Origin of the sequence: Vibrio crassostreae, from assembly GCF_024347415.1 — a bacterium.
GTDB lineage: Bacteria > Pseudomonadota > Gammaproteobacteria > Enterobacterales > Vibrionaceae > Vibrio > Vibrio crassostreae.
The window spans coordinates 691,997-717,289 of the sequence record NZ_AP025477.1 but is presented as its reverse complement, the minus strand read 5'-3'; the positions used below and the strand labels follow the sequence as shown (position 1 = coordinate 717,289).

Annotated in this window: 24 protein-coding genes and 1 pseudogene; 18 read left to right on the top strand and 7 right to left on the bottom strand. The window is 42.5% G+C overall.

Annotation, left to right across the window (positions count from 1 at the left end; genetic code table 11):
- The first annotated feature begins 103 nt into the window (after positions 1 to 103).
- From OC193_RS18905 to modC, 4 genes are read left to right on the top strand one after another with little or no spacing between them, the layout of a single operon-like run.
- Positions 104 to 1,573: a cobyric acid synthase gene (locus tag OC193_RS18905; protein WP_048662806.1), complete on the top strand. Its 1,470-nt coding sequence runs from the start codon at positions 104 to 106 to the stop codon at positions 1,571 to 1,573.
- Between the two features lie 13 nt (positions 1,574 to 1,586).
- Positions 1,587 to 2,345, top strand: a complete 759-nt coding sequence (gene modA / locus OC193_RS18900; RefSeq protein WP_048662805.1) for a molybdate ABC transporter substrate-binding protein — start codon at positions 1,587 to 1,589, stop codon at positions 2,343 to 2,345.
- Positions 2,346 to 3,044, top strand: a complete 699-nt coding sequence (gene modB / locus OC193_RS18895) for a molybdate ABC transporter permease subunit (protein WP_048662804.1) — start codon at positions 2,346 to 2,348, stop codon at positions 3,042 to 3,044.
- Positions 3,041 to 4,147, top strand: a complete 1,107-nt coding sequence (gene modC, locus OC193_RS18890) for a molybdenum ABC transporter ATP-binding protein ModC (protein ID WP_048660154.1) — start codon at positions 3,041 to 3,043, stop codon at positions 4,145 to 4,147. The genes modB and modC overlap by 4 nt, the downstream gene beginning before the upstream one ends.
- Before the next feature lie 276 nt (positions 4,148 to 4,423).
- On the opposite strand, the gene OC193_RS18885 is transcribed toward modC, so the two are convergent.
- Positions 4,424 to 4,861 (bottom strand): DUF3069 domain-containing protein, encoded by a 438-nt coding sequence (locus tag OC193_RS18885; RefSeq protein ID WP_004731036.1) that lies wholly within the window; start codon positions 4,859 to 4,861, stop codon positions 4,424 to 4,426.
- Between the two features lie 152 nt (positions 4,862 to 5,013).
- Between OC193_RS18885 and OC193_RS18880 the strand changes: the two genes are divergently transcribed.
- Complete coding sequence (locus OC193_RS18880; protein ID WP_048662803.1) at positions 5,014 to 5,964, top strand: diguanylate cyclase; 951 nt, start codon at positions 5,014 to 5,016, stop codon at positions 5,962 to 5,964.
- Positions 5,965 to 6,042: 78 nt separating this feature from the next.
- Positions 6,043 to 7,053 (top strand): Solitary outer membrane autotransporter beta-barrel domain, encoded by a 1,011-nt coding sequence (locus OC193_RS18875; protein WP_048660156.1) that lies wholly within the window; start codon positions 6,043 to 6,045, stop codon positions 7,051 to 7,053.
- Between the two features lie 32 nt (positions 7,054 to 7,085).
- Here the strand turns inward: OC193_RS18875 and OC193_RS18870 are convergent, their stop codons facing one another.
- Positions 7,086 to 8,327 carry a GGDEF domain-containing protein gene (locus OC193_RS18870; protein WP_048662802.1) on the bottom strand — a complete coding sequence of 414 codons (1,242 nt, stop codon included), beginning with the start codon at positions 8,325 to 8,327 and terminating at the stop codon, positions 7,086 to 7,088.
- A gap of 459 nt (positions 8,328 to 8,786) precedes the next feature.
- Between OC193_RS18870 and OC193_RS18865 the strand changes: the two genes are divergently transcribed.
- From OC193_RS18865 to OC193_RS18825, 9 genes are all read left to right on the top strand, one after another.
- Positions 8,787 to 9,155, top strand: coding sequence for a late competence development ComFB family protein (locus OC193_RS18865; protein ID WP_048662801.1), 369 nt, complete (start codon positions 8,787 to 8,789; stop codon positions 9,153 to 9,155).
- Between the two features lie 39 nt (positions 9,156 to 9,194).
- Positions 9,195 to 9,476: an HlyU family transcriptional regulator gene (locus OC193_RS18860; RefSeq protein ID WP_004731023.1), complete on the top strand. Its 282-nt coding sequence runs from the start codon at positions 9,195 to 9,197 to the stop codon at positions 9,474 to 9,476.
- Positions 9,477 to 9,776: 300 nt separating this feature from the next.
- Complete coding sequence (gene pntA / locus OC193_RS18855; protein WP_048662800.1) at positions 9,777 to 11,324, top strand: Re/Si-specific NAD(P)(+) transhydrogenase subunit alpha; 1,548 nt, start codon at positions 9,777 to 9,779, stop codon at positions 11,322 to 11,324.
- 10 nt (positions 11,325 to 11,334) lie between these two features.
- A complete protein-coding gene (pntB, locus tag OC193_RS18850) occupies positions 11,335 to 12,732 on the top strand; it encodes a Re/Si-specific NAD(P)(+) transhydrogenase subunit beta (protein ID WP_048662799.1) in 1,398 nt (465 codons plus the stop codon).
- A gap of 291 nt (positions 12,733 to 13,023) precedes the next feature.
- Entirely contained in the window at positions 13,024 to 14,496 is a 1,473-nt protein-coding gene (gene vxrA / locus OC193_RS18845; protein WP_048662798.1) for a sensor histidine kinase VxrA, read from the top strand.
- Positions 14,471 to 15,130, top strand: a complete 660-nt coding sequence (vxrB, locus tag OC193_RS18840) for a response regulator transcription factor VxrB (RefSeq protein ID WP_009845363.1) — start codon at positions 14,471 to 14,473, stop codon at positions 15,128 to 15,130. Before vxrA ends, vxrB begins: the two co-directional genes overlap by 26 nt.
- Positions 15,130 to 16,017, top strand: coding sequence for a DUF2861 family protein (locus OC193_RS18835; protein ID WP_048660162.1), 888 nt, complete (start codon positions 15,130 to 15,132; stop codon positions 16,015 to 16,017). The genes vxrB and OC193_RS18835 overlap by 1 nt, the downstream gene beginning before the upstream one ends.
- Positions 16,018 to 16,067: 50 nt before the next feature.
- Positions 16,068 to 17,216, top strand: a complete 1,149-nt coding sequence (locus tag OC193_RS18830; protein WP_048660163.1) for a conjugal transfer protein TraF — start codon at positions 16,068 to 16,070, stop codon at positions 17,214 to 17,216.
- 41 nt (positions 17,217 to 17,257) lie between these two features.
- Positions 17,258 to 17,410 carry a YoaH family protein gene (locus OC193_RS18825; RefSeq protein ID WP_004731009.1) on the top strand — a complete coding sequence of 51 codons (153 nt, stop codon included), beginning with the start codon at positions 17,258 to 17,260 and terminating at the stop codon, positions 17,408 to 17,410.
- Positions 17,411 to 18,187: 777 nt separating this feature from the next.
- Here the strand turns inward: OC193_RS18825 and OC193_RS18820 are convergent.
- Positions 18,188 to 19,495, bottom strand: a complete 1,308-nt coding sequence (locus tag OC193_RS18820; RefSeq protein WP_048662797.1) for a GGDEF domain-containing protein — start codon at positions 19,493 to 19,495, stop codon at positions 18,188 to 18,190.
- A 392-nt stretch (positions 19,496 to 19,887) separates the two neighbouring features.
- Between OC193_RS18820 and OC193_RS18815 the strand changes: the two are divergent.
- The 3 genes and pseudogenes from OC193_RS18815 to OC193_RS18805 all read left to right on the top strand — a co-directional run.
- A pseudogene (locus tag OC193_RS18815) lies at positions 19,888 to 20,079 on the top strand (hypothetical protein); the annotation flags it as partial.
- Entirely contained in the window at positions 20,076 to 20,234 is a 159-nt protein-coding gene (locus OC193_RS18810; RefSeq protein WP_261978807.1) for a hypothetical protein, read from the top strand. The pseudogene OC193_RS18815 and the gene OC193_RS18810, both read left to right, overlap by 4 nt.
- 550 nt (positions 20,235 to 20,784) lie before the next feature.
- Complete coding sequence (locus tag OC193_RS18805; protein WP_048662795.1) at positions 20,785 to 22,368, top strand: S1C family serine protease; 1,584 nt, start codon at positions 20,785 to 20,787, stop codon at positions 22,366 to 22,368.
- A gap of 187 nt (positions 22,369 to 22,555) precedes the next feature.
- On the opposite strand, the gene kwaB is transcribed toward OC193_RS18805, so the two are convergent.
- The 4 genes from kwaB to OC193_RS18785 all read right to left on the bottom strand — a co-directional run bounded on the left by kwaB (position 22,556) and on the right by OC193_RS18785 (position 25,251).
- Entirely contained in the window at positions 22,556 to 23,509 is a 954-nt protein-coding gene (gene kwaB, locus OC193_RS18800; RefSeq protein ID WP_048662794.1) for an anti-phage protein KwaB, read from the bottom strand.
- The gene (gene kwaA / locus OC193_RS18795) at positions 23,502 to 24,098 is read right to left on the bottom strand and encodes an anti-phage protein KwaA (RefSeq protein WP_048662793.1); all 597 of its coding nucleotides are present in this window, start codon (positions 24,096 to 24,098) and stop codon (positions 23,502 to 23,504) included. The genes kwaB and kwaA overlap by 8 nt, the downstream gene beginning before the upstream one ends.
- A 251-nt stretch (positions 24,099 to 24,349) precedes the next feature.
- Positions 24,350 to 24,772, bottom strand: a complete 423-nt coding sequence (locus OC193_RS18790) for a phage protein (RefSeq protein ID WP_017107010.1) — start codon at positions 24,770 to 24,772, stop codon at positions 24,350 to 24,352.
- A gap of 206 nt (positions 24,773 to 24,978) precedes the next feature.
- Positions 24,979 to 25,251, bottom strand: coding sequence for a helix-turn-helix domain-containing protein (locus OC193_RS18785; RefSeq protein ID WP_048666317.1), 273 nt, complete (start codon positions 25,249 to 25,251; stop codon positions 24,979 to 24,981).
- Positions 25,252 to 25,293: the final 42 nt, after the last annotated feature.

Below are 25,293 nucleotides of genomic sequence, written 5' to 3'. Positions count from 1 at the left end.
TTCCATTCATTTTATTGAGCATCTGCTTAGCAATGACGTTAAGATGGAGGTAGAGAAATATTGCCTTCAGCTACAAATTGAGAAATTAAGGATTTAAGTACAAATGCGAGCACCATTAAGCGCCCTTATGGTTCAAGGAACCACGTCAGATGCCGGGAAAAGTGTATTGGTGGCAGGTTTATGCCGTGTCTTGGCAAGGAAAGGAATCAAAGTGGCACCATTCAAGCCACAGAATATGGCGTTAAACAGTGCTGTGACAAAAGATGGTGGTGAAATTGGTCGCGCTCAAGCGGTTCAAGCGCAAGCTTGTAATATTGAGCCAACCGTTCACATGAATCCTGTACTACTAAAACCTAATTCAGATACCGGCGCACAAGTGATTCTGCAAGGCCGAGCGCTGAGTAACATGGAAGCGACGGGTTATCATGATTACAAGAAAGTTGCGATGGATACGGTTGTCGATTCGTTTGACCGACTTTCTGAAGAATACGAAAGTGTAATGATTGAAGGTGCGGGTAGCCCAGCTGAAATCAATCTCCGTGAAAATGATATCGCTAACATGGGATTTGCTGAAAAAGCGGATATCCCAGTGATCATTGTGGCTGATATTGACCGTGGTGGCGTTTTTGCGCACCTCTACGGCACATTGGCTCTGTTATCTGAAACTGAACAAGCTCGCGTAAAAGGTTTTGTGATAAACCGCTTTAGAGGCGATATCGCACTTCTTCAATCTGGCCTAGATTGGCTAGAGGAAAAAACTGGTAAACCAGTGATTGGTGTCTTGCCGTATCTTCATGGTTTTAACTTAGAAGCTGAAGATGCGATTACGTCTGCTCAAGAGTCTGACGGAGAAGCTAAGCTTAAGGTCGTGGTTCCGGTGTTAACCAGAATCAGCAATCACACGGACTTTGATGCGCTAAGACTGAATCCTTCAATTGATTTACGTTATGTCGGTAAAGGCGAACGTGTAAACAATGCAGATTTGATTATCTTGCCGGGTACAAAATCTGTAAGAGCAGATTTGGATTACCTAAAACAACAAGGCTGGGATAAAGATATTCAACGTCACTTGCGCTTAGGTGGCAAAGTGATGGGGATCTGCGGCGGCTATCAAATGTTAGGTAACATCATCCACGATCCTGATGGCGTTGAAGGTACGCCCGGCAGCAGTGAAGGGTTAGGGTATTTGGATACTGAAACGACTCTTACACAGCAGAAAACTTTAACAAACGTACGCGGCACCATGATACTTGATGGTAAAACAGCACCAGTAAAAGGTTACGAAATTCACGTAGGTAGGACTGATGTCAATGAAAAGGCTTTACCTGTTCAGTTAGAATCAGGCAACCTTGATGGCGCTGTAAATCAAGACAACTCGATTTTTGGTACTTACCTGCATGGCGTATTCGATAACAGTGATGCGTTGTCGCTTATTTGCGAATGGGCAGGAGCCAACGATGTAACAGCGATTGACCATGAACAGCTTAAAGAGCTGGGTATTAATCGAATCGCGGATGCCATTGAAGAGTACTTAGATCTTGACCTGCTTTGGCCAGAACTGAAACGAACATAGATAAGTGATAACAATGAAAAAGCGAGTCATCCTTTTAGCCATGGCCTTAACTTCGGCACTGACTTCCACTCATCTTTTGGCTGCTGAAAAGCTACGAGTTTATGCTGCATCATCAATGACCAATGCGGTTAACCTGTTGGTTGAAGAGTTTGAGAAAGATCATTCTGTCGATGTGATTCCTGTGTATGCGAGTACGTCATCTTTGGTGCGACAAATCGAAAGAGGAGCACCAGCAGACATTTTTATCTCGGCAAATGAAAAATGGATGACGCATTTAGTCGACCGAAAATACGTTTCTAGTGACAATGTCACCAATCTGTGTGAGAACGAACTTGTGCTGATTTCCCCTAAAGAGACATCGGTAACATTAGACCTATCAAAAGGTAATCAATGGGCTAAACTGCTTACTAATGAGAGGCTTGCAGTGGGCAACACCATATCGGTTCCTGCTGGTATCTATGCGAAAGAAGCGTTAGAAACGTTAGGTGTATGGGACGATGTGAAGACTCGATTGGCACCAAGTAACAATGTTCGTATGGCCTTAGCCTTAGTAGAGCGTAGTGAAGCTAAGCTTGGGGTTGTCTACAAGACGGACGCATTGCTTTCTAAAGAAGTAAATCTAGTGTTGACGTTCCCATCTGATCTGCACACACCAATACGTTACCCTGTAGCTAAATTGAACGATAAAGTCGTTGCAGAAGAGTTCTATACTTTCCTAAAGAGCGAAAAAGCGAAAGACACCTTGAACAGTTTTGGATTTGAAGTGCGTTAAATGAGTTACTTATCGGAATACGAATACCAAGCCTTAATGCTGAGCTTGAAAGTCGCTGGGTTTGCCATCTTATGGCTTATTCCTATCGGCATTGGTTTGGCGTGGCTACTTGCTAAGAAACAATTTTTAGGCAAAAGCATTGTAGAGAGCATTGTCCATTTACCTCTGGTACTTCCACCTGTGGTCATCGGATATTTACTGTTAGTGATGATGGGTAGGCAAGGCATCATAGGCTCGTGGCTTAATGACGTGTTTGGTATTGTATTTAGCTTTAGTTGGAAAGGCGCAGCACTCGCTTGCGTGGTTGTGGCGCTGCCATTAATGGTTCGCTCCATCAGGCTGAGCCTAGAAACCGTAGACAGTAAGCTTGAAGAGGCCGCTGCGACATTAGGTGCGTCACCTCTTCGTGTGTTTTTCACGATCACTTTACCCTTGATGATCCCTGGGATCATTACTGGCACCATGCTTTCATTCGCAAGAAGCCTAGGGGAATTTGGCGCGACCATCAGCTTCGTTTCAAATATTCCCGGTGAGACTCAAACCATTCCATTGGCCATGTATACCTTTATCGAAACCCCTGGTGCGGAAATGGAAGCCGCGCGTCTGTGTGTCATCTCTATTGTGATAGCGCTGGGTTCATTGATGCTTTCTGAGTGGCTAAATAAGAAGTCGGCACAACGACTAGGAGGTAATGCATGAGTGCTTTGATCCTCCAATATCAGCAACAACTTGGCGAAACGTTTTTTGATATCGACTTGGAATTACCAAGTAGCGGCATCACGGCTATTTTCGGGCGTTCTGGGGCGGGTAAAACCTCACTTATCAATGCGATCAGTGGCCTTAAACAGCCAGATAAGGGCTTGATCAGCGTATCGGGAACCACCTTGTTTGATAGTTATAAGGGCATTAACTTGCCGACTCACAAACGTAATGTCGGCTATGTGTTTCAAGAGTCGCGATTGTTTCCGCACATGAAGGTGTCAGGCAATCTTAAATATGGCATCAAAGACTTTGATAAAACGCATTTCGATCAGATTGTCTCCTTGTTATCTCTCGGTTTATTGCTAGACCGTTACCCAGCTCGTTTGTCGGGTGGTGAGAAGCAACGAGTGGCGATTGGACGTGCTTTATTGTCTAAGCCGAGCATTTTGCTGATGGACGAACCATTAGCGTCTCTCGACTTGCCTCGTAAGCGTGAAGTGATGCCGTTTTTGGAGAACTTATCTGAAACCGTTCAGATTCCGATCATTTACGTGACGCACAGCCTTAACGAGATTCTACGCTTGGCCAATCATCTTGTGATCATCGAACAAGGCAAAGTCATTTCGTCGGGTGTGACAGAAGAGGTTTGGGCATCGAGAGCTATGCAACCGTGGCAATCTTTCTCAGAGCAAAGCTCATTATTTGAAGCTACATTAGCGGAACACAATGATGATTATGCACTGTCTCGCCTAATGTTAGGAAAGTCGACGTCATTATGGGTTCAGAAAGTGTCGAGTGAGCTTGGTACTGCAGTAAGGCTGCAAGTTAGGGCAAATGATGTTTCTATCACACTAGAACAGCCGAAAGGGACTTCGATTCGTAATATCCTTCCTGTCACTATTAAAAGCGTAGAGACGCACCAACAAGGCACAAATAAGCAGAGTGTCGCTGTCGAACTAGAGTTAGAGTCTGGATGTTACTTATGGGCAACGATTACGTTGTGGGCTCTGGATGAGTTGAATCTAGAAATTGGGCAGCGTGTTTACGCGCAAATTAAAGGTGTAAGTGTCGCTCAAAGAGATATCGCGGTAACACATTAAATCTGTCAAGGTCACCTTTTCGATATTGTCGTGATGTTGCAGTTTCTAGGCTCTGAAAATTCGATCTTGATTCCATGAATGGAGACATGCGTCATTTTTATACGGTATAACTGCCAGTTTTGAGCCACACTGTATGTGTGCTGAGGCATATTAATTACCTCAATAATAATAAGAAAAAGTATCAGGCACAAAAAAGCCGCATGTTTGTAATAACATACGGCTTCATCATTAAGTTTTCGTTAAGCATTCAACCTAAAGTTAGGTCTGAGGAATAGCTTATCGGATGAAGACTTCTTTAAAATCACGCTTCAAGATAGCATCGCGACGCGCTTTCTTGATTTGCTTAGCCATATCTTTTACACAGTTATGTAAAATTTGGTCAAGTAGTTGAGCTCGGTACTCTTCTTTTTCTTCATCAGACATGCCTTCTGGAAGTTTAAGAGTAGGGAACTCTTCCATCATGTTTACGCCAGCAAAAGCTTGGCTAACAGATATTAGAGCGTGGAATTGCTCAAAGTTGTCCAAAACATTTTGTGCGCTTGCTGGAAGGCTGCTCCAAGTTTCACGCACTGCTTCTTCAGACACCTCATGAATAGAAGTAACCATGTTGTGCATCTCTTTAGGCACTTCATCAAATTCGATAACTTGGCGAAGCTCTGGTGAGATAGTGGTTAAATCGATTTCTTGTACTTCGTTGTTTGTAGCGTCTGACATAGTATTTCTCTTTAAAAAGAAACAATGCTAAAAAGATCTGTAAAAAAGTCAATATAATATAGAGATTAGGGCATGATTTAAGCCCAAATTTGAGCTACTTTGAATATTCAACACTAGATAAAGGTGATGTGATGATAGAAAAGGGATCTTCGATGCGCATATTGCTGGTTGATGATGTTCAACTAGACAGGATGCAACTTGCTATTCGACTCAAGCAATTGGGTCATATTGTTGAAGCTGTCGGTAGCGGAAAAGAAGCCTTGAACGTCTATTCTGATTTTGATCCTGAACTTGTGTTACTTGATATTAGCATGCCAGACATGGATGGTTTTGAGGTGGCTAACGAGGTTCGTAGGCAATTTCCAGAATGGGTTCCGATCATCTTTCTAAGTGGCCACGAAGAACCTGAAATGATCGCGAAAGCGATTGACGCTGGTGGTGATGATTACCTGATAAAACCTGTAAACAAGGTGGTTTTAAATTCTAAGCTGATTGCGATGCAGCGTATCGCGCATATGAGACGAGAGTTAAAACAGAGTACCGCCAAGCTCGAAGAACTGAATATCCTCTTGCAGCAACAAGCCAATGAAGATGGCTTGACCAAATTGTACAACCGTCGATATATGGACACTAAGCTTGAAGAGAGCATAGCGTGGCATGGAAGGCGTAATATACCCATGACAGTTATATTGCTAGATGTAGACTTCTTTAAGCCTTACAACGATAATTACGGCCATATTCAAGGGGATAAGTGCTTACAAGAGCTTGCTAATACCTTGAAGCTGCTTTTTGTTCGAGCGGGAGAGTTTGTCGGCCGTTATGGCGGTGAAGAGTTTGTTCTTATCTTAAGTGATACGGATAGCGATGCTGCTATGTTACAGGCGACACGCATAAAAGAAGCGCTACATGAGATGAATTACGTCCACGACTATTCAACGGTGTCCGATAGAGTGACAGCGTCACAAGGTGTGTTATCATTTGCACCCGAAGGGGGTGAATCTATCGCCTCTATTTACGAAAAGGTTGATCAAGCGCTTTATCAAGCGAAGCAAAGTGGTAGAAATACCTTTGTACAACGCAACATTTTGGAGCTTGCTGGTTAGTTGGCGAGCTCTTTTAGATATTTGAATTTATACTTCTAATAGCGTCTGAGCTAGGAAGTGCTTTAAGTGATAAAAGAAATGCCACATTCGAAGTCATTTTCTATGACTAACATATCTTGGACGCTTGCGGTTCCTCTATTTTTTACCGCTTTGCCGACCACCGTTAACGCCAATTCACTATCTGATCTTTTCCGAAAGGATTTAGAGCAGAGCTTTGCCACTAGTGTATTGCTCAACGACACCGATGTTTTCACTTTCGGTATCAACAATTTTGATCCAAACAAAGTGTTGAGTTTGGATAATGACAATATTGGTTCGAATGATTCGGTGAGTCGTCGACAAAACATCACCTCCCTCAGTTTGCCTTACACATTTGAGTTGCCAAGTTACATTGAAGACAACCATCAAGAAGTAACACTGCGCTTGTCTGCATTGCGGATCGAGAACGATGTTGAGTACGCTGCTGCAAATAGAAACGATTTTCAAAAAGAGTCGGTAGTGTCAGGCTACGTGGAATTCGCGAATGTGTCCCAGTTAGACGAGTATTGGAGTTTTAGCTCAGCAATTGGTAACCACATCTCATATTACCGTAATGACTATGAGTATCGTTCTTCACTGCTAAAGCCAATTCAAGACCAGTTGGATGGTGTGTATCTCAATACTGATGCTTGGGCTTACATCATCGAGCCTAAAATCAAGCTGATGTACGAAGATAAGAATGACTGGGGAAAGTATAAATTGAGCACCAGTTGGCATTACTTTAATGGCATCGGTTGGGGCGAGGCGAATAATGGCAATGTCGGGCATCCAGAAGGGTGGTATATCGCCAATGAAGCCAAGGTTTTCTATGATCTCGTGCGTTGGGATAAGAACATCACGTCGATGTACTCGAGTATAAGACGAATTGATATTGGTGGTGACACGGTAGCATCGATGGGTACCACATCTTACTACGAGGGCAGTGTTGGCTGGTTGCTTAACCCAAACCTATTTAATGAATGGGTCGATAACGTGGGAATAGGTTTTACGATTAACTACGGAAGTAGCTTAAAAGGCGGGAGCTTGGTTATCTTCTTCAACCAAGATTAAGCTCCCTCCAATCTAGTTATCGACACTTACTTTTAACTATCAACACACAGCTTGTTTCGACCGGTTTCTTTCGCTTTGTAGAGAGCCTTATCAGCAAGCTTCAGCACTTCTTCAGGATGTCTGGTGGTGGTACTGTCAGACAGCCCAATACTCACCGTCACGTTCACCACTTCCGATGGTTTGCCATTCTTACCCCGCTTTTTGATCCCCACTTCATGATCGTCAGGGCGTTCGTGGCTATTCCGAATCGTCATGTCGTAGTTCTGAATCTCGGAAATCAGAGCTTGAAGGTGCTCTTTAACTTGTTCCGAGTATTTGCCTTTAAAAATGATCGTGAACTCTTCGCCACCATAACGATAAGCTTTCGCGCCACCGGTCGTTTCTCTCAGAATACGAGCCACCAGTTTTAACACATCGTCGCCAATATCATGTCCGTAGGTATCGTTGAATTTCTTGAAGTGATCGATATCGACCATTGCCATCGAATATTTACGCCCTAAGTGCTTCATATCGACTTCTAAGGCGTGTCGACCTGGAATGTTAGTCAGTTGGTCATTAAAGGCCATATCATGGCTAGCAGACATTACATAGACGATAATCAATATGCCTGACAAAGAGAACATGGTGCTTGAGATGTATTGGATATCAAAGAATATGAAGGTACTCGAAGACAACAAAATCGCGCTGTAAACAACGACATCGATAGAGCGGTTATAGACTAAAACCAAAATCGACGTTAGGCCCAGTAAACAAAGGCTATAGAGCACCAGAATAAAAGGCAGTTTAGAAAAGTCTCTAACGGTAAATAGAACCCCTTCACTCCATGATTCAAAACCCCCGGCATGGAAGTGAGACACAATCAGTTGCGCCCAAACCATGAATAGCACCACAACCAAGGCGTAAAGGAACATGGACTTTGAGTTAACCCCGTTATCGGGGAAGGCATATACCAATAAGCAAGTAACCGGCACTAAAGCGGCCAGAAGAGACAGCTCCAATAATGTGGTTCCAGTGTTTAATGGGGTTTGTAAGCGGACTTGGATGATAAAATAGGCAACGAGCATGGTAAGAGACACCATAGCCATACGACCTTGCTTGAATGTGTGACACAGCAAAACGGCAACGCTCAATAAAATATACGGAAGGTTGCTAGCAAACCCTAAGTTTGAATCGGTCACGAGAATGACGTTGTTCATACCTACGAGTAACATTGCTAATAGAAGTAAGGGAAAGCAAAATCGAAACATGCTCGACGTTACAAAAGAAGATGCCATTTATGTGGTGAGCCTAAGTGTACTGATGATCTTATAATTTAATTTTATACGTAGGATACGGTTAAACAAGCGATTGCCAAGCTTTTTGCGTAAATCAGAACAAAAACATAGTCATAGGTCGCTATAGGTGCAATCATTTTTATATGTATTTGAGTTGCTATTAACCATAGAACGAACTACACAGTATATATGAGAAATTAATTAGTGGTTATAGATACTTAACAAAATCTGCTCCGCTAGTCTTACGTTACTGCTGTGACCTAAAGGGCTTGATGGTCAGTTATCACTGATCGACGTAAGATCTGTAATGAAGTAAGCGTAAGATTATCTAACGTCATAGATTGTACTATGGACAGTAAAGCCTATAACTGAGTTGTAGGAAGCTTTTGGAGTGGCGTGGTTTGAATTAAATTTACAAACGACAGCGACTAGGAAAACCGCTACAAATGGAGGTGTGGTATGCAAATTAGTGTTGATGTTCATAACTATATGGAAACTCTGGTGGGTCATGTATTGTCTACCGAGGAATATGTGTCTAGTTATACCAATGAACAGTTGGCGGATCTCGCGTGTTTGGCTTTGGGTCAACTCAAACCCATCTATATTCGTTTTGATATCGATTTTCTGTCAGCATTACCAGAAGACAAACTGGTGCTCTATAAACGAAATAGTGAGATCGCAGTCAAGAATGCGGAAAGCATGATTATTGACGATAGAAGACGCGAACGTGACGACAATGTGCCCGTTATATTTAGTCAACACAATTTTGATGAAGATGTAGAATTGCAATGGTATGAAAAGCCATTGTTGAACCGTAAACACTCATGATAGTTTAGGGTTAATACGGTCATTTAAGGAGTATAAAACGTGGGATTTTTTTCTAGATTATTTGGTGGCAAAGAAAAAACCGAACAAAAAGTAGAGATTGAGCCAGTCGAATATAAGGGTTTCAATATCTATCAAGATGCCATTGCAGAATCTGGTCAATACCGTGTTGCTGGGCGAATTGAGAAAGAATTCGATGGTGAAATTAAAACTCACCGTTTTATTCGTTCAGATGTTGTTTCAAACAAACAAGATGCCGATGAATTGATGCTTAAAAAATCGCAGATGTTCATCGACCAAATGGGCGACAATATATTTAGCTAGCCAATTAGGGTTAGAATTGATGTTGGTCATAATTTCGAGAGCTTTCAGTGTATATGCTGAAAGCTCTTTTTAGTTTTAGGGACAAAGAACAGCTAGTAGGTTGTTATTTAAAGGATTATTTGCAAGTGGTTTGACCTCTTTGTTCGAGGCGGTCGTCATTTCTTCAAATGAAGCGCTCAAATTCCATCCAAATCGTTATAAGTAATAACTTTTCCTGTTCTTTGAACAAAACGCTTGAAGTATTAGTTGTCGTTAGATACAAACGAATAAGTCATTCGTGCCAATAGTCAAGGAATAGCTATGCAAATTGGTGTACCAAGAGAAACACTCGCGGGTGAAACGCGAGTCGCTGCTTCGCCGAAATCGGTAGAGCAGCTTCTAAAATTAGGATTTGAAGTTTGTGTTGAATCACAAGCAGGTGCGTTAGCAAGTTTTGAAGATGCAGCTTATGAACAAGCTGGTGCAAAAATTGTAACCGCAGATGAAGCTTGGAAATCCGATATTATCTTTAAAGTTAACGCTCCGATCGTTGACGAGTCTAAAAATGAAATCGATCTACTTAAAGATGGCGCGACATTGGTCAGCTTTATTTGGCCTGCTCAAAATCCTGAATTAATGGAACAATTGTCCAGTCGTAACATCAACGTGATGGCGATGGACTCTGTACCTCGTATTTCAAGAGCTCAAGCACTAGATGCATTGAGTTCTATGGCTAACATCGCGGGTTATCGTGCTGTGGTTGAAGCGGCGCATGAATTTGGTCGATTCTTCACGGGTCAAATTACGGCGGCAGGTAAAGTTCCACCAGCAAAAGTACTGGTTGCTGGTGCGGGTGTTGCTGGTCTAGCGGCAATTGGCGCTGCGGGTAGTTTGGGTGCGATCGTTCGTTCGTTCGATGTTCGTCCTGAAGTAAAAGAACAAGTTGAGTCTATGGGCGCTGAATTCTTGGAAGTCGATTTCAAGGAAGATACCAGCGCGGGTGATGGCTATGCAAAAGAGATGTCTGAAGCATTCAACAAGAAAGCTGAAGAGCTTTATGCCGCTCAAGCTAAAGACGTCGACATCATCATTACAACGGCACTGATTCCAGGTCGCCCAGCGCCTAAGCTGATTACCAAAGAGATGGTAGACAGTATGAGTGCAGGTAGCGTGATTGTGGACCTTGCCGCTGCGAATGGCGGTAACTGCGAATATACGGTTGCTGATCAAGTGATCACAACGGCTAACGGCGTGAAGGTGGTTGGTTACACTGATATGGTTGGTCGACTGCCAACTCAATCATCTCAGCTATATGCAACGAACCTAGTTAACCTGCTGAAACTGCTTTGCAAAGAAAAAGATGGCAACATCAATATCGACTTTGAAGATGTCGTTCTGCGTGGTGTTACTGTGGTTAAAGAGGGCGAGGTGACTTGGCCAGCTCCGCCGATTCAAGTTTCTGCTCAGCCACAACAGGCCAAACCCGAAGAAGCTAAAGCTCCACCGAAGGTTCAACAACCTGTGTCTCCTGTAAAGAAAGTCGCTGGCATTGCAATAGCGGTTGGTGCTTTCGCTTGGGTAGCATCGGTTGCTCCTGCTGCGTTCTTATCCCACTTTACCGTTTTTGTTCTCGCTTGTGTGGTGGGTTATTACGTAGTTTGGAATGTAAGCCATTCTCTGCATACGCCTTTGATGTCCGTGACTAACGCGATCTCAGGGATCATCGTTGTAGGTGCACTGTTACAGATAGGACAAGGAAGTGGCGTCGTCACTTTCTTATCATTTATTGCCGTATTAATTGCAAGTATCAATATCTTTGGTGGCTTTACCGTGACCAAACGTATGCTTGAAATGTTCCGTAAAGACTAAGGAGTAACAGATGTCTGAAGGATTAGTACAAGCAGCTTATATTGTTGCTGCTGTATTCTTTATTATGAGCTTGGCTGGGTTATCGAAACAGGAATCTGCACGTGCAGGTAACTATTACGGTATCACGGGTATGGCAATCGCGTTGATCGCGACGATCTTTGGCCCTCATTCTGCTGGTGTTGTATGGATCATCATTGCGATGGTGATCGGTGGTGGTATTGGTATCCACTACGCAAGAAAAGTAGAAATGACTGAAATGCCTGAGCTGGTGGCAATCCTGCACAGCTTCGTAGGTATGGCTGCGGTACTTGTGGGTTACAACAGCTATATCGATCCACCTGCTGCTGTGTCACTTAACCCTGCTGATATTCATGCAGAGCACGTTATCCACTTAGTGGAAGTGTTCCTTGGCGTATTTATTGGTGCTGTGACGTTCACAGGTTCGATTGTTGCGTTTGGTAAGCTTCGCGGCGTTATCTCTTCGTCTGCATTGAATATCCCGCATAAACACAAGTGGAACCTAGCGGCTATCGTTGCTTCTACATTGCTGATGATCATGTTCGTTAAAGCTGACGGCAGCATGTTCGCGTTAATGGTGATGACACTTATCGCATTCGCATTCGGTTACCACCTAGTGGCATCGATTGGTGGCGCTGATATGCCAGTGGTCGTCTCTATGCTTAACTCGTACTCTGGTTGGGCAGCAGCAGCGGCAGGTTTCATGCTTGCGAATGATCTACTCATCGTAACTGGTGCATTGGTTGGTTCGTCAGGTGCGATTCTTTCTTACATCATGTGTAAGGCGATGAACCGTTCGTTTATTAGTGTTATCGCTGGTGGATTCGGCCAAGAAGTGGTCGTGTCTGATGGTGATGAAGAGCAGGGTGAGCACCGCGAAACATCAGCTGAAGATGTAGCGGACATGCTGAAAAACTCAAAGTCTGTCATCATTACCCCAGGATACGGCATGGCTGTAGCTCAAGCTCAATACCCAGTGCATGAAATCACTGAGAAACTACGAGCGCAAGGCATCAATGTTCGATTTGGTATCCACCCAGTTGCGGGTAGATTGCCGGGTCACATGAACGTGCTACTTGCTGAAGCTAAAGTGCCTTACGATATTGTTCTTGAAATGGACGAAATCAACGATGACTTAAGTGAGACGGATACTGTATTGGTTATCGGTGCAAATGACACCGTGAACCCTGCAGCACTTGAAGATCCAAACAGTCCAATTGCTGGTATGCCAGTACTTGAAGTTTGGAATGCTCAGAATGTTATCGTATTCAAACGTTCGATGAACACGGGTTACGCAGGTGTGCAAAACCCACTGTTCTTCAAAGAAAACACGCAGATGCTGTTTGGTGATGCTAAACAGAGTTGTCTAGGTATTTTAGAACATCTATAGAAAGCATTTTAAGTAATCTGTAATAACTAGATAAGGAGCTCATTTGAGCTCCTTTTTTGATCTTCAGAACGAATGAGCAAGCTCTTGAAAGCTGAGTGACAAGAGCGATGTGTTAGCGTTACCTCGTCTATCCCAATAAATTTGTAAGCAAGCCAACCAGTGTACTAGTTTGCATGTGCGGAATGGGCACATAATCGCGGGTTTAGTCACTGTTAGCGGTCATTCTCACTGTTTTTCATGCGGTTAAAAATTTATCTTTGATAGTGAATGGTATATATTTGTTTGATCTATATGAATTTGCGTTGGTTTGTGCTCATCAAAAGAACATTTTCTCTTCTTATTGCTACGTTATCTGTGTCTGCAAATGCATTTGCTGACTCTTTACCCGAGCGTATCGATAATTTCACCAAACTCTTTGATCATGAAACCGCCATCGAATCTTATGATATTCGAGTGCTGCAGGCTGATTATCCAACACGTTTGATCATGCCGTCGTCAATGCTGCCACAAACAGCAGAGTACCCGTTAAAAGATATCCAGCGTTTATACCAGTTATCAAAGACTTGTAGCGGGAAATTACCGCTAAGTCCGTTGATTACAGAGCCTTTAGTTTTTACTCGTGCGATGTGTAAAGGTACCAAGCTTTCAGATCGTTGGTTTAGCCGCAGTGGCTTGATTCACCCTGGTGGTGGCTCTTATGCCGCACGATACGTAGAGAAATACCCAGAAAAGTTCGACTCTCTGAAACGCTTTATGCATATTCAAGAGCGTCCAAACACTGAACACGACGAACTGTTGTCTCGCTTACAACAAATGGACAGTGAAGCTATCACCGCGCTGCTAGCGGGCGCGAGTATGTTTGTAGAACTCGATGAAATGTGGGTAAAGCGCGGCGATAGGTACTACCTGTACAAAGAATCAGTCTGGAGTGAAAACGCAACGCTTTCAGGGCTGTCGTTCAGTTTGTCATCAGAAGGCAACAGCTGTTTTGTTCAGCGCGGTAACGTATGTTGGGAAATAGAAGATCATTCAGAGCTTCTTCAAGTTGCCATGTTTATTTTGGTGATTGCCAACATCCTACTGGTATTAGGCTGGGCAATTTACCGATGGAACAGTAAGAAACAAGAGATGAAGAGCCGTATGCTGGTTCTTCAAATTCTAACGCACGAATTAAGAACGCCGATTGCGAGTTTGTCATTGACGGTTGAAGGGTTCAGACGTGAGTTCGAACACTTACCAGAATCGGTATATGATGAGTTTCGTAGACTGTGTGAAGATACCCGCCGTTTAAGGCAGTTGGCGGAAGCAAGCAAAGACTATTTGCAGTCAGACAACCAACCGCTCGCAACAGAGTGGGTACCAAGTGTTGAAGAGTGGCTTCAATACAAAGTTGAAGAAGATTTCGCTCCGGGCATTGAACTCCGTGTAAACAAAGATATTGCTGCAAAAGTAAACGTATATTGGTTAGGAACGTGTATCGATAACCTGATCAGAAACGCCGTGAAATACGGTGTCGCTCCAGTGATACTAGAACTGAATACTTCTGACAAGAAGCTGACATTCAAAGTTATAGATAATGGAGACTTGTCTCGCAAAGATTGGGGGCAACTAAGAAAGCCATTCGTAAGTAAGAGTGGACTCGGTTTAGGTCTGACGATAGTGGAATCTATGGTCGGAAAAATGGGCGGTCACATGACGCTTATCGGCCCCCCAACAACATTTATTTTGGAGATACCTTGTGAAACAGACATTGCTTCTCGTTGAAGATGATAAAAATTTAGCTGACGGTTTATTAGTTAGCCTTGAGCAAGCTGGATATGAATGTTTGCATGCAGAACTGATCTCTGAAGTTGAAGGCTATTGGGAACAAGCGGATCTAGTGATTCTAGACCGTCAACTTCCTGATGGTGACTCAGTAGATTCGCTTCCAGGTTGGAAGAAAAAGAAAGACATCCCTGTTATTTTGCTAACGGCTCTCGTAACAGTAAAAGACAAAGTAGCGGGCCTAGATTCAGGTGCAAACGACTACCTAACTAAGCCTTTCGCTGAAGCTGAACTGTTTGCTCGAATCCGTGCGCAGTTACGCCTTCCTGATGCTGAGGATCAAGATGCATCAAAAGTAATGGCTCAAAATCTTGTTATCGACAAAGCGACACGTGAAGTGTTTTTCAATGAACTGGAAGTCACTTTAACGCGTACTGAATTTGACCTGTTGCTATTTTTGGCAAGTAACCTTGGCCGTGTTTTCACACGTGATGAGCTACTTGACCATGTATGGGGTTACAACCATTTCCCAACAACACGTACGGTAGACACGCACGTTCTGCAACTAAGACAGAAGCTACCAGGTCTAGAAATTGAAACGCTTCGTGGCGTTGGTTACAAGATGAAAGCGTAATGAAAAAAGCCTTACTTCCACTATTAATGTTGTCTTGCGTGGCGAATACCGTGCAAGCAGCGGATTGGTTCAAGAGTAGCGATACTTTGACTCAAGTACATAAACATCTATTGGATAATGATTTACCTCAGATGTTTGATTCACTAGTGGAAGTTTGGCAAATCAACTCTTCTCAATCACGAGAAGAACACCTCAATGAACTGTTCGATCAAGCATTGAACAAAGATTGTGGTAAAACCCTCACAAGAAAAACACTGCCAGATTGGATCAGTTCAGTCGTCGTTAAACGACACGTTATTCAAAGTCCCGGCAGAGATACATTTCGTGTCGCAATTAATGTTGAGTCCGAAAATGATATTAAAGACATAACCTTCGAAAAATGGGTCGATAAGGTTGTGTCGTCTGATAGTGAGTTCACCAAAGAAAATGAAGTCGTAAATAACGCAGCGGTGAGCCTATTCCAAAAGCGTTACAATTTAGCGTCTCAACTTGAATCGGGTTTGTATCGTTTAAGTGTGAAAGGCGATGGTGGAAATTCTTGGAGTACTTGGATTATCCTTGGTGAAGTTGCAATGCGTCAGCAAGTTCGCTGGTCTTCAAAAGACACCTGGCGAATCGATAAAAAAGAACTTCTGAACCCTTATTGTCCTCTTCCTAAACTCGAAATTGGTTTGTACGATTATGTCGATGAACACTATGAGCAGGTGTGGGGCAAAAGCTATGAATCTGATTATCCAATGAACCTAACTGGCGAAGAACTTCCAAATGATCGCTACGTTTTGGCGGTATCAATGGTTCATTCACGCTGGCAAGGCGACATAGCGATAGAACAAGCACAAACTATCAGTAAAACTTATGATATTTCTAGCGAAGAAGAGTTAAAGTAATTTAAAATTGTGCCGTTAACTATGTAAGGGATCTAACAAAGATAAACGGCATGAAAAATACAACTAAACTACTCGCAGCATCAATTGCATTCGCCAGTCTTCCTCTTTCAGCAGCAAACTACGCCATTGAAGCGCGTGGTGATGCGATGGGTGGTGTTGGTGTTGTTTCAGCAAACTTCCTAACCGCTCCATTCTATAACCCGGCACTTGTTGCTATTTATCGTCGTAACGATGATATGGGTATGATTACGCCAAGTTTTGGCGGTAGCTATAATGACCCTAACGATATGAAATCGAATATCGATAGCGTCGTTGATGCGTCAAATACTGCAGACCTGGACGCAGCGCTTAATAATCTTGATGGTAACCAAGCTAATGTTGAACTGGGTGGTGTTGTCGCATTTGCGCTTCCTAATCAGTTTGTTGCAGCCAACCTTTTCGCTAAAGCCTATACAGAATCATTTGCGACTCCTAACGTTTACACGACAGGTTCAGATGAAGACAAAGTTGAACTGTCTACAGTTGAAGCGGTTTCAATCGGTGTAGCAGAAGTCGGGCTTTCTCTAGCAAAATACCAAACCTTTATGGGCCAACACATTTCATTTGGCATCACACCTAAAATCCAACGTATTTACACGTACAACTATGTTGCATCGGTTAATGATTACGATTTATCTGACGTAAGAGAAAATAGTGATGGTGATACAGCATTCAACATGGATGCTGGTGCACTTTGGTTCTTCGGCCCGTTCCGAGTAGGTGTTGCAGCAACTAATTTGATCTCTAGAGATATAGAAACCAAAGATACGACGAGAACGCTTAACAGCAGCACAAGTAGTGCGACACACCAAGTCGGTGGTAAATACACTTACCAACTAGAGCCTGTGTATACGGTTGGTGCAGGCATCGTATCGGATTACTTTTCGTTTAGTGTTGATTACGACCTAAATGAGACTGAGAAGTTTACTTCGTTTGATGATAACGAACAGATGATTCGTGTTGGTACTGAAGTTGATCTTCTGCGTCAGCTTAAGTTAAGGGGAGGGTACTACAAGAACCTAGCTTACTCTGATTCGGAAGGAACAGTCACAGCCGGTATTGGTATCTCGCCACTTAACTTGTTCCAGTTAGATCTAAGTGCGAACTACACAAACGAAAATGCAATGGGTGCTTCAATCAATTTCCTTGCTAGTTACTAACAGTCCTTATATAGTTCTGCTCCTAAATAAAGGAGCAGAGCATGCTAAACGACTTACCAACCCTTTCTCACGAAGAACAACAGAAAGCTGTTGAACGAATTCAAGAAATGATGACTCAGGGCATCAGCACAGCACAAGCTATCAAAATCGTTGCTGAGCAAATTCGTGAAGAAATGAGTAATAAAGAAGAGTAGGGCATCAGCCCTTCTTTTTTAACGCCTTAGTGCACTATAACTAAATATATTACCCTCTAGTATATTATCTCGCACATACCAACTCTTCAGTTACCCTAAATTCCGAACCGTTAAACACCATTAAATTCCTTTTATTCAATAAGTTATATCAGAGCAATCCACTTTTTAGGCCTTTCTTGGCCTTGGGTTGTAATTAAATTACAGCGATACGTGAAAGTAAAACAACTGCCATATCAGGTGTCAGTATTTGTGTCACCGTGTCTAAGTGGTTCAATATATGGCGTTTTTTAAGGCTAGTGACGTTGTGACTTCTTTTTTTAGCGGATACGAGTGTATGAATGTTCACAAGCAGACAAATGAGGATTTCATCTAAAAACAGTGCGAGATAAGTAGCGACGGTAATGTTCAAAACCGATACCGCGAGTGACTGAGCACTGGTTAGAGCAAGCTTTACTCGCCAATACGTGACTGCAGAACAAGTGCTAAGGAAGCTTAGAGACGTAAGGAAGAGCTGTTTATATAGAGCGATTCAGGAACGATACGTATAAACCTGAGAATGCTATTGATGGCGTTATTACAGATGGCGAGAAAGCGCTTATAGGCATACGAATCGATTAGAATTCTGATGAGGCAACAAAGCTTATGGATTTGTTGAGTCAGCAGTTAAAAATCTAACGGGTGCTTAAGTGGAGAGTCGATATCGACAAGGTATTAACTGCGTGTTGATTGAGTAGTGCCGAGAGTTGAATGTGTAGCTGCAGTCCAGTCTAGCGAGCCTTAATAAAACGTAGCGACTTGGTTTCGTCCGTTGTCTTTAGCTTGGTAGAGCGCTTTGTCTGCACGTTTGATGGCAGTACGTATAGATTCATGCTCTTTAAGCTGCGTTACTCCGGTCGAAGCTGTGACTTTAAGCGCTTTAGGCCAAGGGCTTTGCTCCATTGCTAAGTAAAAATTATCGATAGATTCGTTACACTGTAGCGCAGTTTGTTCCAGGCAAACGAGTAGAAACTCCTCACCACCCCAGCGATAAAGCAAGTACTGCTCACCAAGGCTCTTGTTCGCCGTTGCGACAAACTGAATAAGTACTTTGTCACCCACTTCATGGCCATGTTGATCATTGATCTGCTTAAAATAGTCTAAATCAAACAACGCGATGTGAATCGTTTTTCCTTGTTGCGCCAACCATTCGAAATCATAGAAGGTATCTAAAGCTTCGGTTCGGTTTCTACATCCGGTCAACGGATCGGTTGTGGCCTTTACCTTTAGCTCTTCAATTTCTTGGGTTAAATGGCGTTGTTGCTGTGCTGAACGCGTTTTGTTTCGTTGTGCAATATGTAAAGCACAAGCGACATAGTAGATCGCGTATATCACCCATAGTCCAACCAATAGCTCACCTAGCAAAGCCTTGCTGATGATTTTACCGTGGAACACAATACTCGAGATGTTAAGTGAATGATGCCCAGCAAGCGTGCTGGCACCAAGCCCGAGTTCAACAGATACCGCGTTCGTAATGTCTACAGCGCTATCAGAAACAGGGCGGTTATAATGATCAATCCACCAGAAAGGAACATTGAAGTAGTTTAAGTCGATGTTGTTTTTATCTGGTAGCGAAAAGTCTAAGCGATTGAACTTGTTCGACATTGCATCGCCTTTAACGTTGTAACCCTCGTCATAGTTACGAATGTAGAAACGAAATCTTGGGTTCTCTTGGCCTTCATAGTCCATATTAATGGTTACCGAATCGAACGTGGAGAGATCTAACCCTTTGCCTTCTTTCGATATGATGAATTCAACCTCACAGAAAGGCTTGCTATAGGTACGCTTAAAGTCACACTGTAACTCAATGCCGTTATTTGACTTGTGTAATGATGCAACCGTGCCGCCATCATGATCTCGGTCTGTATTGGCGAGTGTAGGGTATTTGTCTGGGCTAATGATGTAGCTCTTGTTCATTAGTCTATCAAAAGAGAATAGCGACAATAGGGTGATTGCCAGGCAAAAAATCGAGAGGAATATGTTGAGTTTTCGGAATGCTTTGTCGCTCATGATATTAATCCGTACACGTGATTCAAACCTAATACCCAATGCCTTAGAGCTGGCGTAATCGAAGGTTAGAGATTAGCCTTGTTGAAATCGCTATATCTAAAACTGTTCTAGAACTGACGGTCATACAGGAAAGCGAACCATTAGACCAAATTCAAGTTTAAAAATTGAACGCAGACCCTTGATTCTGAATGTTATTTGCTCAATAAGTGCGGTTTTTACGGTGGTAGTAATTTAACTGTATATTTATACAGTTAAATTTAAAGTGGCTCGGTTTGTGTAATCAGAGCGGTGTGTGCGAGCTTTATGGCTTGCTGTGATAACGAGTCACAAGGCCACTGTTTTACTGTTCATCAATTAAAGTGGAGGGCAGTTATGTTGCAGTGTCACTTTTTGGGGCTCGGTTTTATCGAAACACTTTATTGTCTATGAGAGCGTTCGTACCTCTCATCTTGTCTTTCATCCCTAATTACGCGCCATACGTCAAGCAAGGGTTCGATGCACTGCAGAACATCCCCAACCCTTACTGGTTTGTCGTAGGTGCTGTTGTGGTTGATACGCTAGGCATGCGCGCTATGGTGCGATACCTACTTGAATACTACGCGTCTCGATGGAAAACGAAGTGATGGCGTACCTCGATGCGTTAATCATCGCTCTTATTACAGGTGGAGTCTCAAGCCTCGGCACGATTGCGGCTTTGAAAACAGACATCAACTGGATAAAACGAGCGCAACAAGACCAAGAGCAACGGATACGAAAACTGGAGGATCCCAATGCCTAAGAAAGGTTATAAGTGCAACGGACAAAGGCAAAGCGGCTAGCTAATGAAGGGCTACACGCTTAGAAATGGGCGAGTGATGATGGCGAATGCTACTCTAATTTAAACCAATCGAGGTGTTCTTAAGAGAAGTGTGTTAGTTGCCAAATGCGTTCTAACACGTTTTCTTAATCTAGTTCATTGTCATGTTGAACAGTGATCAATAGGAACTTATCCCAACGGATTATAACGGAAGTCATATGTTAGAAGAAATGCTACTTCGTCAAAGATAGCACACAGCTCAACCTTAATTATTGACTCAAGTAGCTATGTTCCTGGACTTGTAGCCGTAATATCAATGGTGTCGGCAATTATTAAATACAGAATTAAACCATCGATAAATTTTGGCATAGTAAAAGAACGATAGTATAATATACTGTATGATTACTCATTGTGAGTGCCTTTTTTTGGCGGTATTAGTTCGCATATTTGCTACATCAGTCTGGGCGGCTCCTGCCTGTATGGTAATACCTTTCTGCTTTTAAATTATTTCTTAGATTTTTTGCTGGTATTTATGAAAAAGATTTTTATTGTTCCTTTGGCGGTTGCTTCTCTTTATGGGTGTAATAGTACGCCTAATGCGCGTACTGTAACTGAGGCTGCTCTCCCGAATTATGAGACTATGGTTTCCACACTTGGTGTCGGCCAATATCACGATTACTGGGTTCAGGTTGGCAATAAAAACGAAGCCTGTGAGATTCATATTGAAGGTTATCGATTTCTTGGTCTTACTTCTGTTGCTGATCTTACTTCTGAAAACTTAGCTTGGGATGGCGGCTGTAAAAACGGTAAGACACATGGCATCGGAAAGATGACAGTCGATGCTGGGTCTTTCAATTGGTATGAAATTGCTTACCACAATCAAGGGATTACGGATCAATATTTCTACGCTGGAGCGGAAGGTCAGAATGTGGTTCGTTATGGATCGTATATTCGCGAGAACGGAAAGATGGTTAAGCGATATGAAGTTCACTCTACAACCAGCGTTGATGGCGAGTTGGAGTTTATATATAACTACCTTGAAGTTGACCAAAAGCGCGGTGTCAGTAGTGGGGTACATCTAAAGAGTTACAACGATGGTTCGACTGGTAAGTACTCTGGAATTTTTGGTAATTCACTCTTTTTCGGTACTCGTGAGCTTTACAACTCTTCCAAATCACTAATATGGTCCGGTTTGGGTTACGTTAACATGGCTGACGAAAAGGCTGAGTCTTATTCTATTTATCGAACCTCTGCGGGGGATTGGCATCAGTATTATGAGTATGGCGCTTTAATTGAAGCTGTTGTCCTACCGACCTCTTTTACTTCTCAGGTAAGCAAGGTTTCTTATAATGCATCTAGAAATGCAAGTGCTGTTGATGCCGCAGGAGGAATGGCTCTGGCAATGAAAGAGAAGTACGATTCGTCGCATCGTGTCGTTGAATCCGAAGTTCGAGATGAACCTGATTCTTCTGAAAGTGAGCCTTCGGCTGTTTCGAGTGTGTCGACAGGTACCGGTTTCTTTATTTCTTCTGATGGCTATCTCCTCACAAACAGCCATGTCGTGTCTGGCGCGCACAATATTTCTATCGTTATGGATGGAAAAACAATTCCAGCTACGTTGGTGGATCAGGATGTGAGTAACGATATTGCACTGTTAAAAGTGAATAAATCTGTTACACCGCTGCCTCTTGAGCTTAAGGTCAAGACTAAGAAGGGGACAGAAATTGCTGTACTTGGTTACCCAAATATTGGTATTCAGGGGAACGATCAGAAAGCGACCTTTGGTTACATTAATGCAAGTTCGGGCGTTAAGGGGGACACTAGATACTTCCAGATAAGCTCACCTATTCAACCTGGCAACTCAGGTAGCCCAATGGTGGATAATCGAGGCGTAGTGGTTGGTATCGCATCGGCAAGTTTGAATCAGGATGTGGCTCTACAGACAACCGGTACTTTAGCACAAAACGTTAATTACGCAGTTAAGGTGCCATATGCTCTACCAATGCTGATTGGTAATGATGTTAACTATAAACAAGTCCAAAGTTCTAAGGTGTTGAGTAAGCCAGCTTTGATAGATAAGATCTCAAAGAGTGTTGTTTTGATAGTTGCTCAGTAGTAACGAGGACGTTACCCAAAAGCCCACACTGTGTGGGCTTTTTTTGTCTTGAGGTTGGCCCTCTTTACCGTTCTTTTGTTGATCTTCTACCAATATCTAGACTTCAATTGCGACAAACGATGTATCCCAAGTCAAACCTAGAGTGCAAGAAGCCGATTACTCTACCGAATTCGGCTTCTTTGTGAGGTTAGACACGGTCTTTTGATCTAGCTATATACGATTTATTTGTAAGTGGCGAGCGAAGTAAATCGTCATCTAATAGTTCTAAAAACTTTCTACAACGATTGATACTATTCAAATCAAATTGTGTTTCGTCGTCATTAAACTTCAGGACATTAGCATAATGCTCTTCCTGTTTTACGAATTCAATTAGCTCTGCAGTAGTAATTTCTTGTTCTAGAACAGCTGAATGAGTACAAACTTTTACAACCTTTCGAGCGAACGAAATGTCTTCTTGTACTTTCTCAATGAAGATATTGAAGTCGTCAGAAAAGTTCATTCCAACCAGCGTTTCTGTTAATACTTCAGCTTTGCGTTGAATCACATCTTTGAAGTTAAGCTGATTCTCTAAGCCATTAACACTTTCTACTAAATATACATCGCCCATTTTTAAAAATATAAAATTAGGTGATACTCTTAGAATATCTTGTTGCAACTTAACAACTCTTGTCTCGTGAGCCATAAGATTTAAAATGCCTTTCCCTGACTTTAAGAGAGTAACTCCATAGACGTGTTGATAAAATCCCGCTTTGTGGCCATCTCGGTTTTTAAGGACAATAATTAAAGCTTTAATGTTTTCTAGTTTGTTATCACGAGCTTCGTAAGTAGGCATTTCAGTTTCAGCAGTCGCAACCATTGCAGTGTTTACTAAGTCAAATGCTTGGGGACTTTCATCGAAATCAAACTGATATAGCGCGTGCTTTCGATCGTCATGATTAGAAAGATACGGGATAGTAAAGCTTTCATTTTCGATATACTTTTTCTTCAAAGCATCTGTAAACGCATTTCTAGCCCCATCTAAGGCGCTATTTTGAATGTCTGAACGGGTAAGGTTATCTTCTTGATCTACAATAAAGATTTCAATACCAGTACAGTTTGTTGCAAACAATCCAAGGTTCGCTTTAATTTCAGCGTTATTCAAGTCTTACTTTCCTTACAAAAAAGACGTTATGAGACAATAACTTATAGTTAACGCTCTGGTTGTTATTCAAGTCGCTTTTCGTGATAACTATTACAGATTCATAACGTTGTTGAGCATCTGCCATAGTTACGCGATATAGCTTATAGCCAAAAAGTGCAAGGGTTGGGTTCGCGTAATATTTATCTGTTTTAACAAATATCATTCCGATGACGAACAACAAAACACCATAGGCTAGCAACCGTCCAGGTTCAGTAAAGCTGAAACCAAAAAACGGAATAATGTAAGTCGCTAAAAAGGTAAGTTGTTCATAGTTTTCGCTTTTGCAATCTGTAATATACAAACTATCACCAGCTCCGCCATCTAATTTATGCTCAAATTCTCTACGAATCACCTCGCAATACAGCATCGAAGCGATCATCAGAGTAGGGAGCCAGTTAGAGGTGAGCCATAAAACCGTCCAGTCCCAATAACTCATTATTTCGACATAGTTATCGGGGGAAACGTCAGCTCTGAATGTTATGAGCAATACGATAAAAAACAAAACGGCTAAAGATAGAATGTAAAGCTTAATTTCGTCTTTAAGCTTCATAAATAATTTCCTATGTTAGCTAAACCTTTGCCTTCTTAAGCAAGGCGAATCATAGCATGAGAATTCATATTTGGAAGTGTTAAACACTAGATTTTGTAAGGATATAAGGCAAAAAACAGTAAACTGAAGACTTGGTATTATACCGTGAACTAAATTTGTTGGTAGCAATAGCATCATATATGAGAGACATGAGCATGCCTCTAGGTTTTGGAGAGCGAGTAACGTTATTTAATGGGGTCGCGTGCTTGGTCCTATTTAAATTTAGTTGGCACCCAAGGTTTCGCTGGCATACGACGACCGCCACGAAATGGCAAAGGATGCTCTTTAGGTGGGTAAAACTTTGGGGAATCAATTCGACCGTGGCGTTCGACGAGCTGACGATGTTCGTCGCGCCAATACGCAAAACTGAGCAATTCTTTCGGATTAAACTCGCGTCGTTCAGGCGTGATCAAGGTGGCACGGTCAAAGTGAACCCTAAATCCATTCCAGCGATGATCTAAGGGCAAGTAACCGCGAGCGTGAATGTTCATGAGCTTTTCGGCCATTGGGTTCACAGGGACTTCACCTGAAAGCCATCGCTGGACCGTGATCGGTTGAACATGAAAAAAGGCCGCGGCGTCGTGGATATCATCAAAGTGATGATGCACGAGATCCGCAAAGTGTGGCGTGAGCATGTGATCTCCTTCAAAAATTAAGATAAGCGCGCAAAGTTTTTTTTCTCCTCATATAGTGTGTTTGTAGTAGAAAGTCTCTGGAAACGGCGACACGTCAGCGTAAGAATCAGAGATACGAAAACCAAGTATAGGTACTGAATATGCTCAGATTTCAATGTCCATCACTGCGTATTATGTACGTGGGGTTAAAGTAAAAACGCACCTTTTTAATCGGGTGCGTTATCTCTTAAAACCTTGATTACTCTTCTATTTTTCTGTTTGTTAGGCAGCAAGCCAAACACGACATTTTGATCACTTTCACCCAAGATATCAGCGATGTGGAACGCCACGTCCCAATCCATACCGGATAGTCCTCTTCTCCAGTTGTAGAGCCTCTTCTCGCTAACCTTGAGTTTCTTCGCCAGTTGGTACTCTGAGGTCAGTTCGTACTTGGCTTTAACTCGATTCAAAAGCGCATTTGTATAGTTGATAACTTGCATGTTCATCCACGTCCTTTCAAACGATTAAAAGATAGAATCCGT

Bases quoted from the DNA above. Each gene is read 5' to 3' on its own strand.
- OC193_RS18785 (WP_048666317.1), bottom strand. From the start codon at position 25,251: ATGCAAGTTATCAACTATACAAATGCGCTTTTGAATCGAGTTAAAGCC.
- pntA (WP_048662800.1), top strand. From the start codon at position 9,777: ATGCAAATTGGTGTACCAAGAGAAACACTCGCGGGTGAAACGCGAGTC.
- OC193_RS18830 (WP_048660163.1), top strand. From the start codon at position 16,068: ATGAAAAATACAACTAAACTACTCGCAGCATCAATTGCATTCGCCAGT.
- OC193_RS18825 (WP_004731009.1), top strand. From the start codon at position 17,258: ATGCTAAACGACTTACCAACCCTTTCTCACGAAGAACAACAGAAAGCT.
- OC193_RS18905 (WP_048662806.1), top strand. From the start codon at position 104: ATGCGAGCACCATTAAGCGCCCTTATGGTTCAAGGAACCACGTCAGAT.
- OC193_RS18885 (WP_004731036.1), bottom strand. From the start codon at position 4,861: ATGTCAGACGCTACAAACAACGAAGTACAAGAAATCGATTTAACCACT.
- modA (WP_048662805.1), top strand. From the start codon at position 1,587: ATGAAAAAGCGAGTCATCCTTTTAGCCATGGCCTTAACTTCGGCACTG.
- OC193_RS18880 (WP_048662803.1), top strand. From the start codon at position 5,014: ATGCGCATATTGCTGGTTGATGATGTTCAACTAGACAGGATGCAACTT.
- modC (WP_048660154.1), top strand. From the start codon at position 3,041: ATGAGTGCTTTGATCCTCCAATATCAGCAACAACTTGGCGAAACGTTT.
- modB (WP_048662804.1), top strand. From the start codon at position 2,346: ATGAGTTACTTATCGGAATACGAATACCAAGCCTTAATGCTGAGCTTG.
- OC193_RS18805 (WP_048662795.1), top strand. From the start codon at position 20,785: ATGAAAAAGATTTTTATTGTTCCTTTGGCGGTTGCTTCTCTTTATGGG.
- OC193_RS18870 (WP_048662802.1), bottom strand. From the start codon at position 8,327: ATGGCATCTTCTTTTGTAACGTCGAGCATGTTTCGATTTTGCTTTCCC.
- OC193_RS18790 (WP_017107010.1), bottom strand. From the start codon at position 24,772: ATGCTCACGCCACACTTTGCGGATCTCGTGCATCATCACTTTGATGAT.
- OC193_RS18865 (WP_048662801.1), top strand. From the start codon at position 8,787: ATGCAAATTAGTGTTGATGTTCATAACTATATGGAAACTCTGGTGGGT.
- OC193_RS18835 (WP_048660162.1), top strand. From the start codon at position 15,130: ATGAAAAAAGCCTTACTTCCACTATTAATGTTGTCTTGCGTGGCGAAT.
- pntB (WP_048662799.1), top strand. From the start codon at position 11,335: ATGTCTGAAGGATTAGTACAAGCAGCTTATATTGTTGCTGCTGTATTC.
- vxrA (WP_048662798.1), top strand. From the start codon at position 13,024: ATGAATTTGCGTTGGTTTGTGCTCATCAAAAGAACATTTTCTCTTCTT.
- OC193_RS18875 (WP_048660156.1), top strand. From the start codon at position 6,043: ATGCCACATTCGAAGTCATTTTCTATGACTAACATATCTTGGACGCTT.
- kwaA (WP_048662793.1), bottom strand. From the start codon at position 24,098: ATGAAGCTTAAAGACGAAATTAAGCTTTACATTCTATCTTTAGCCGTT.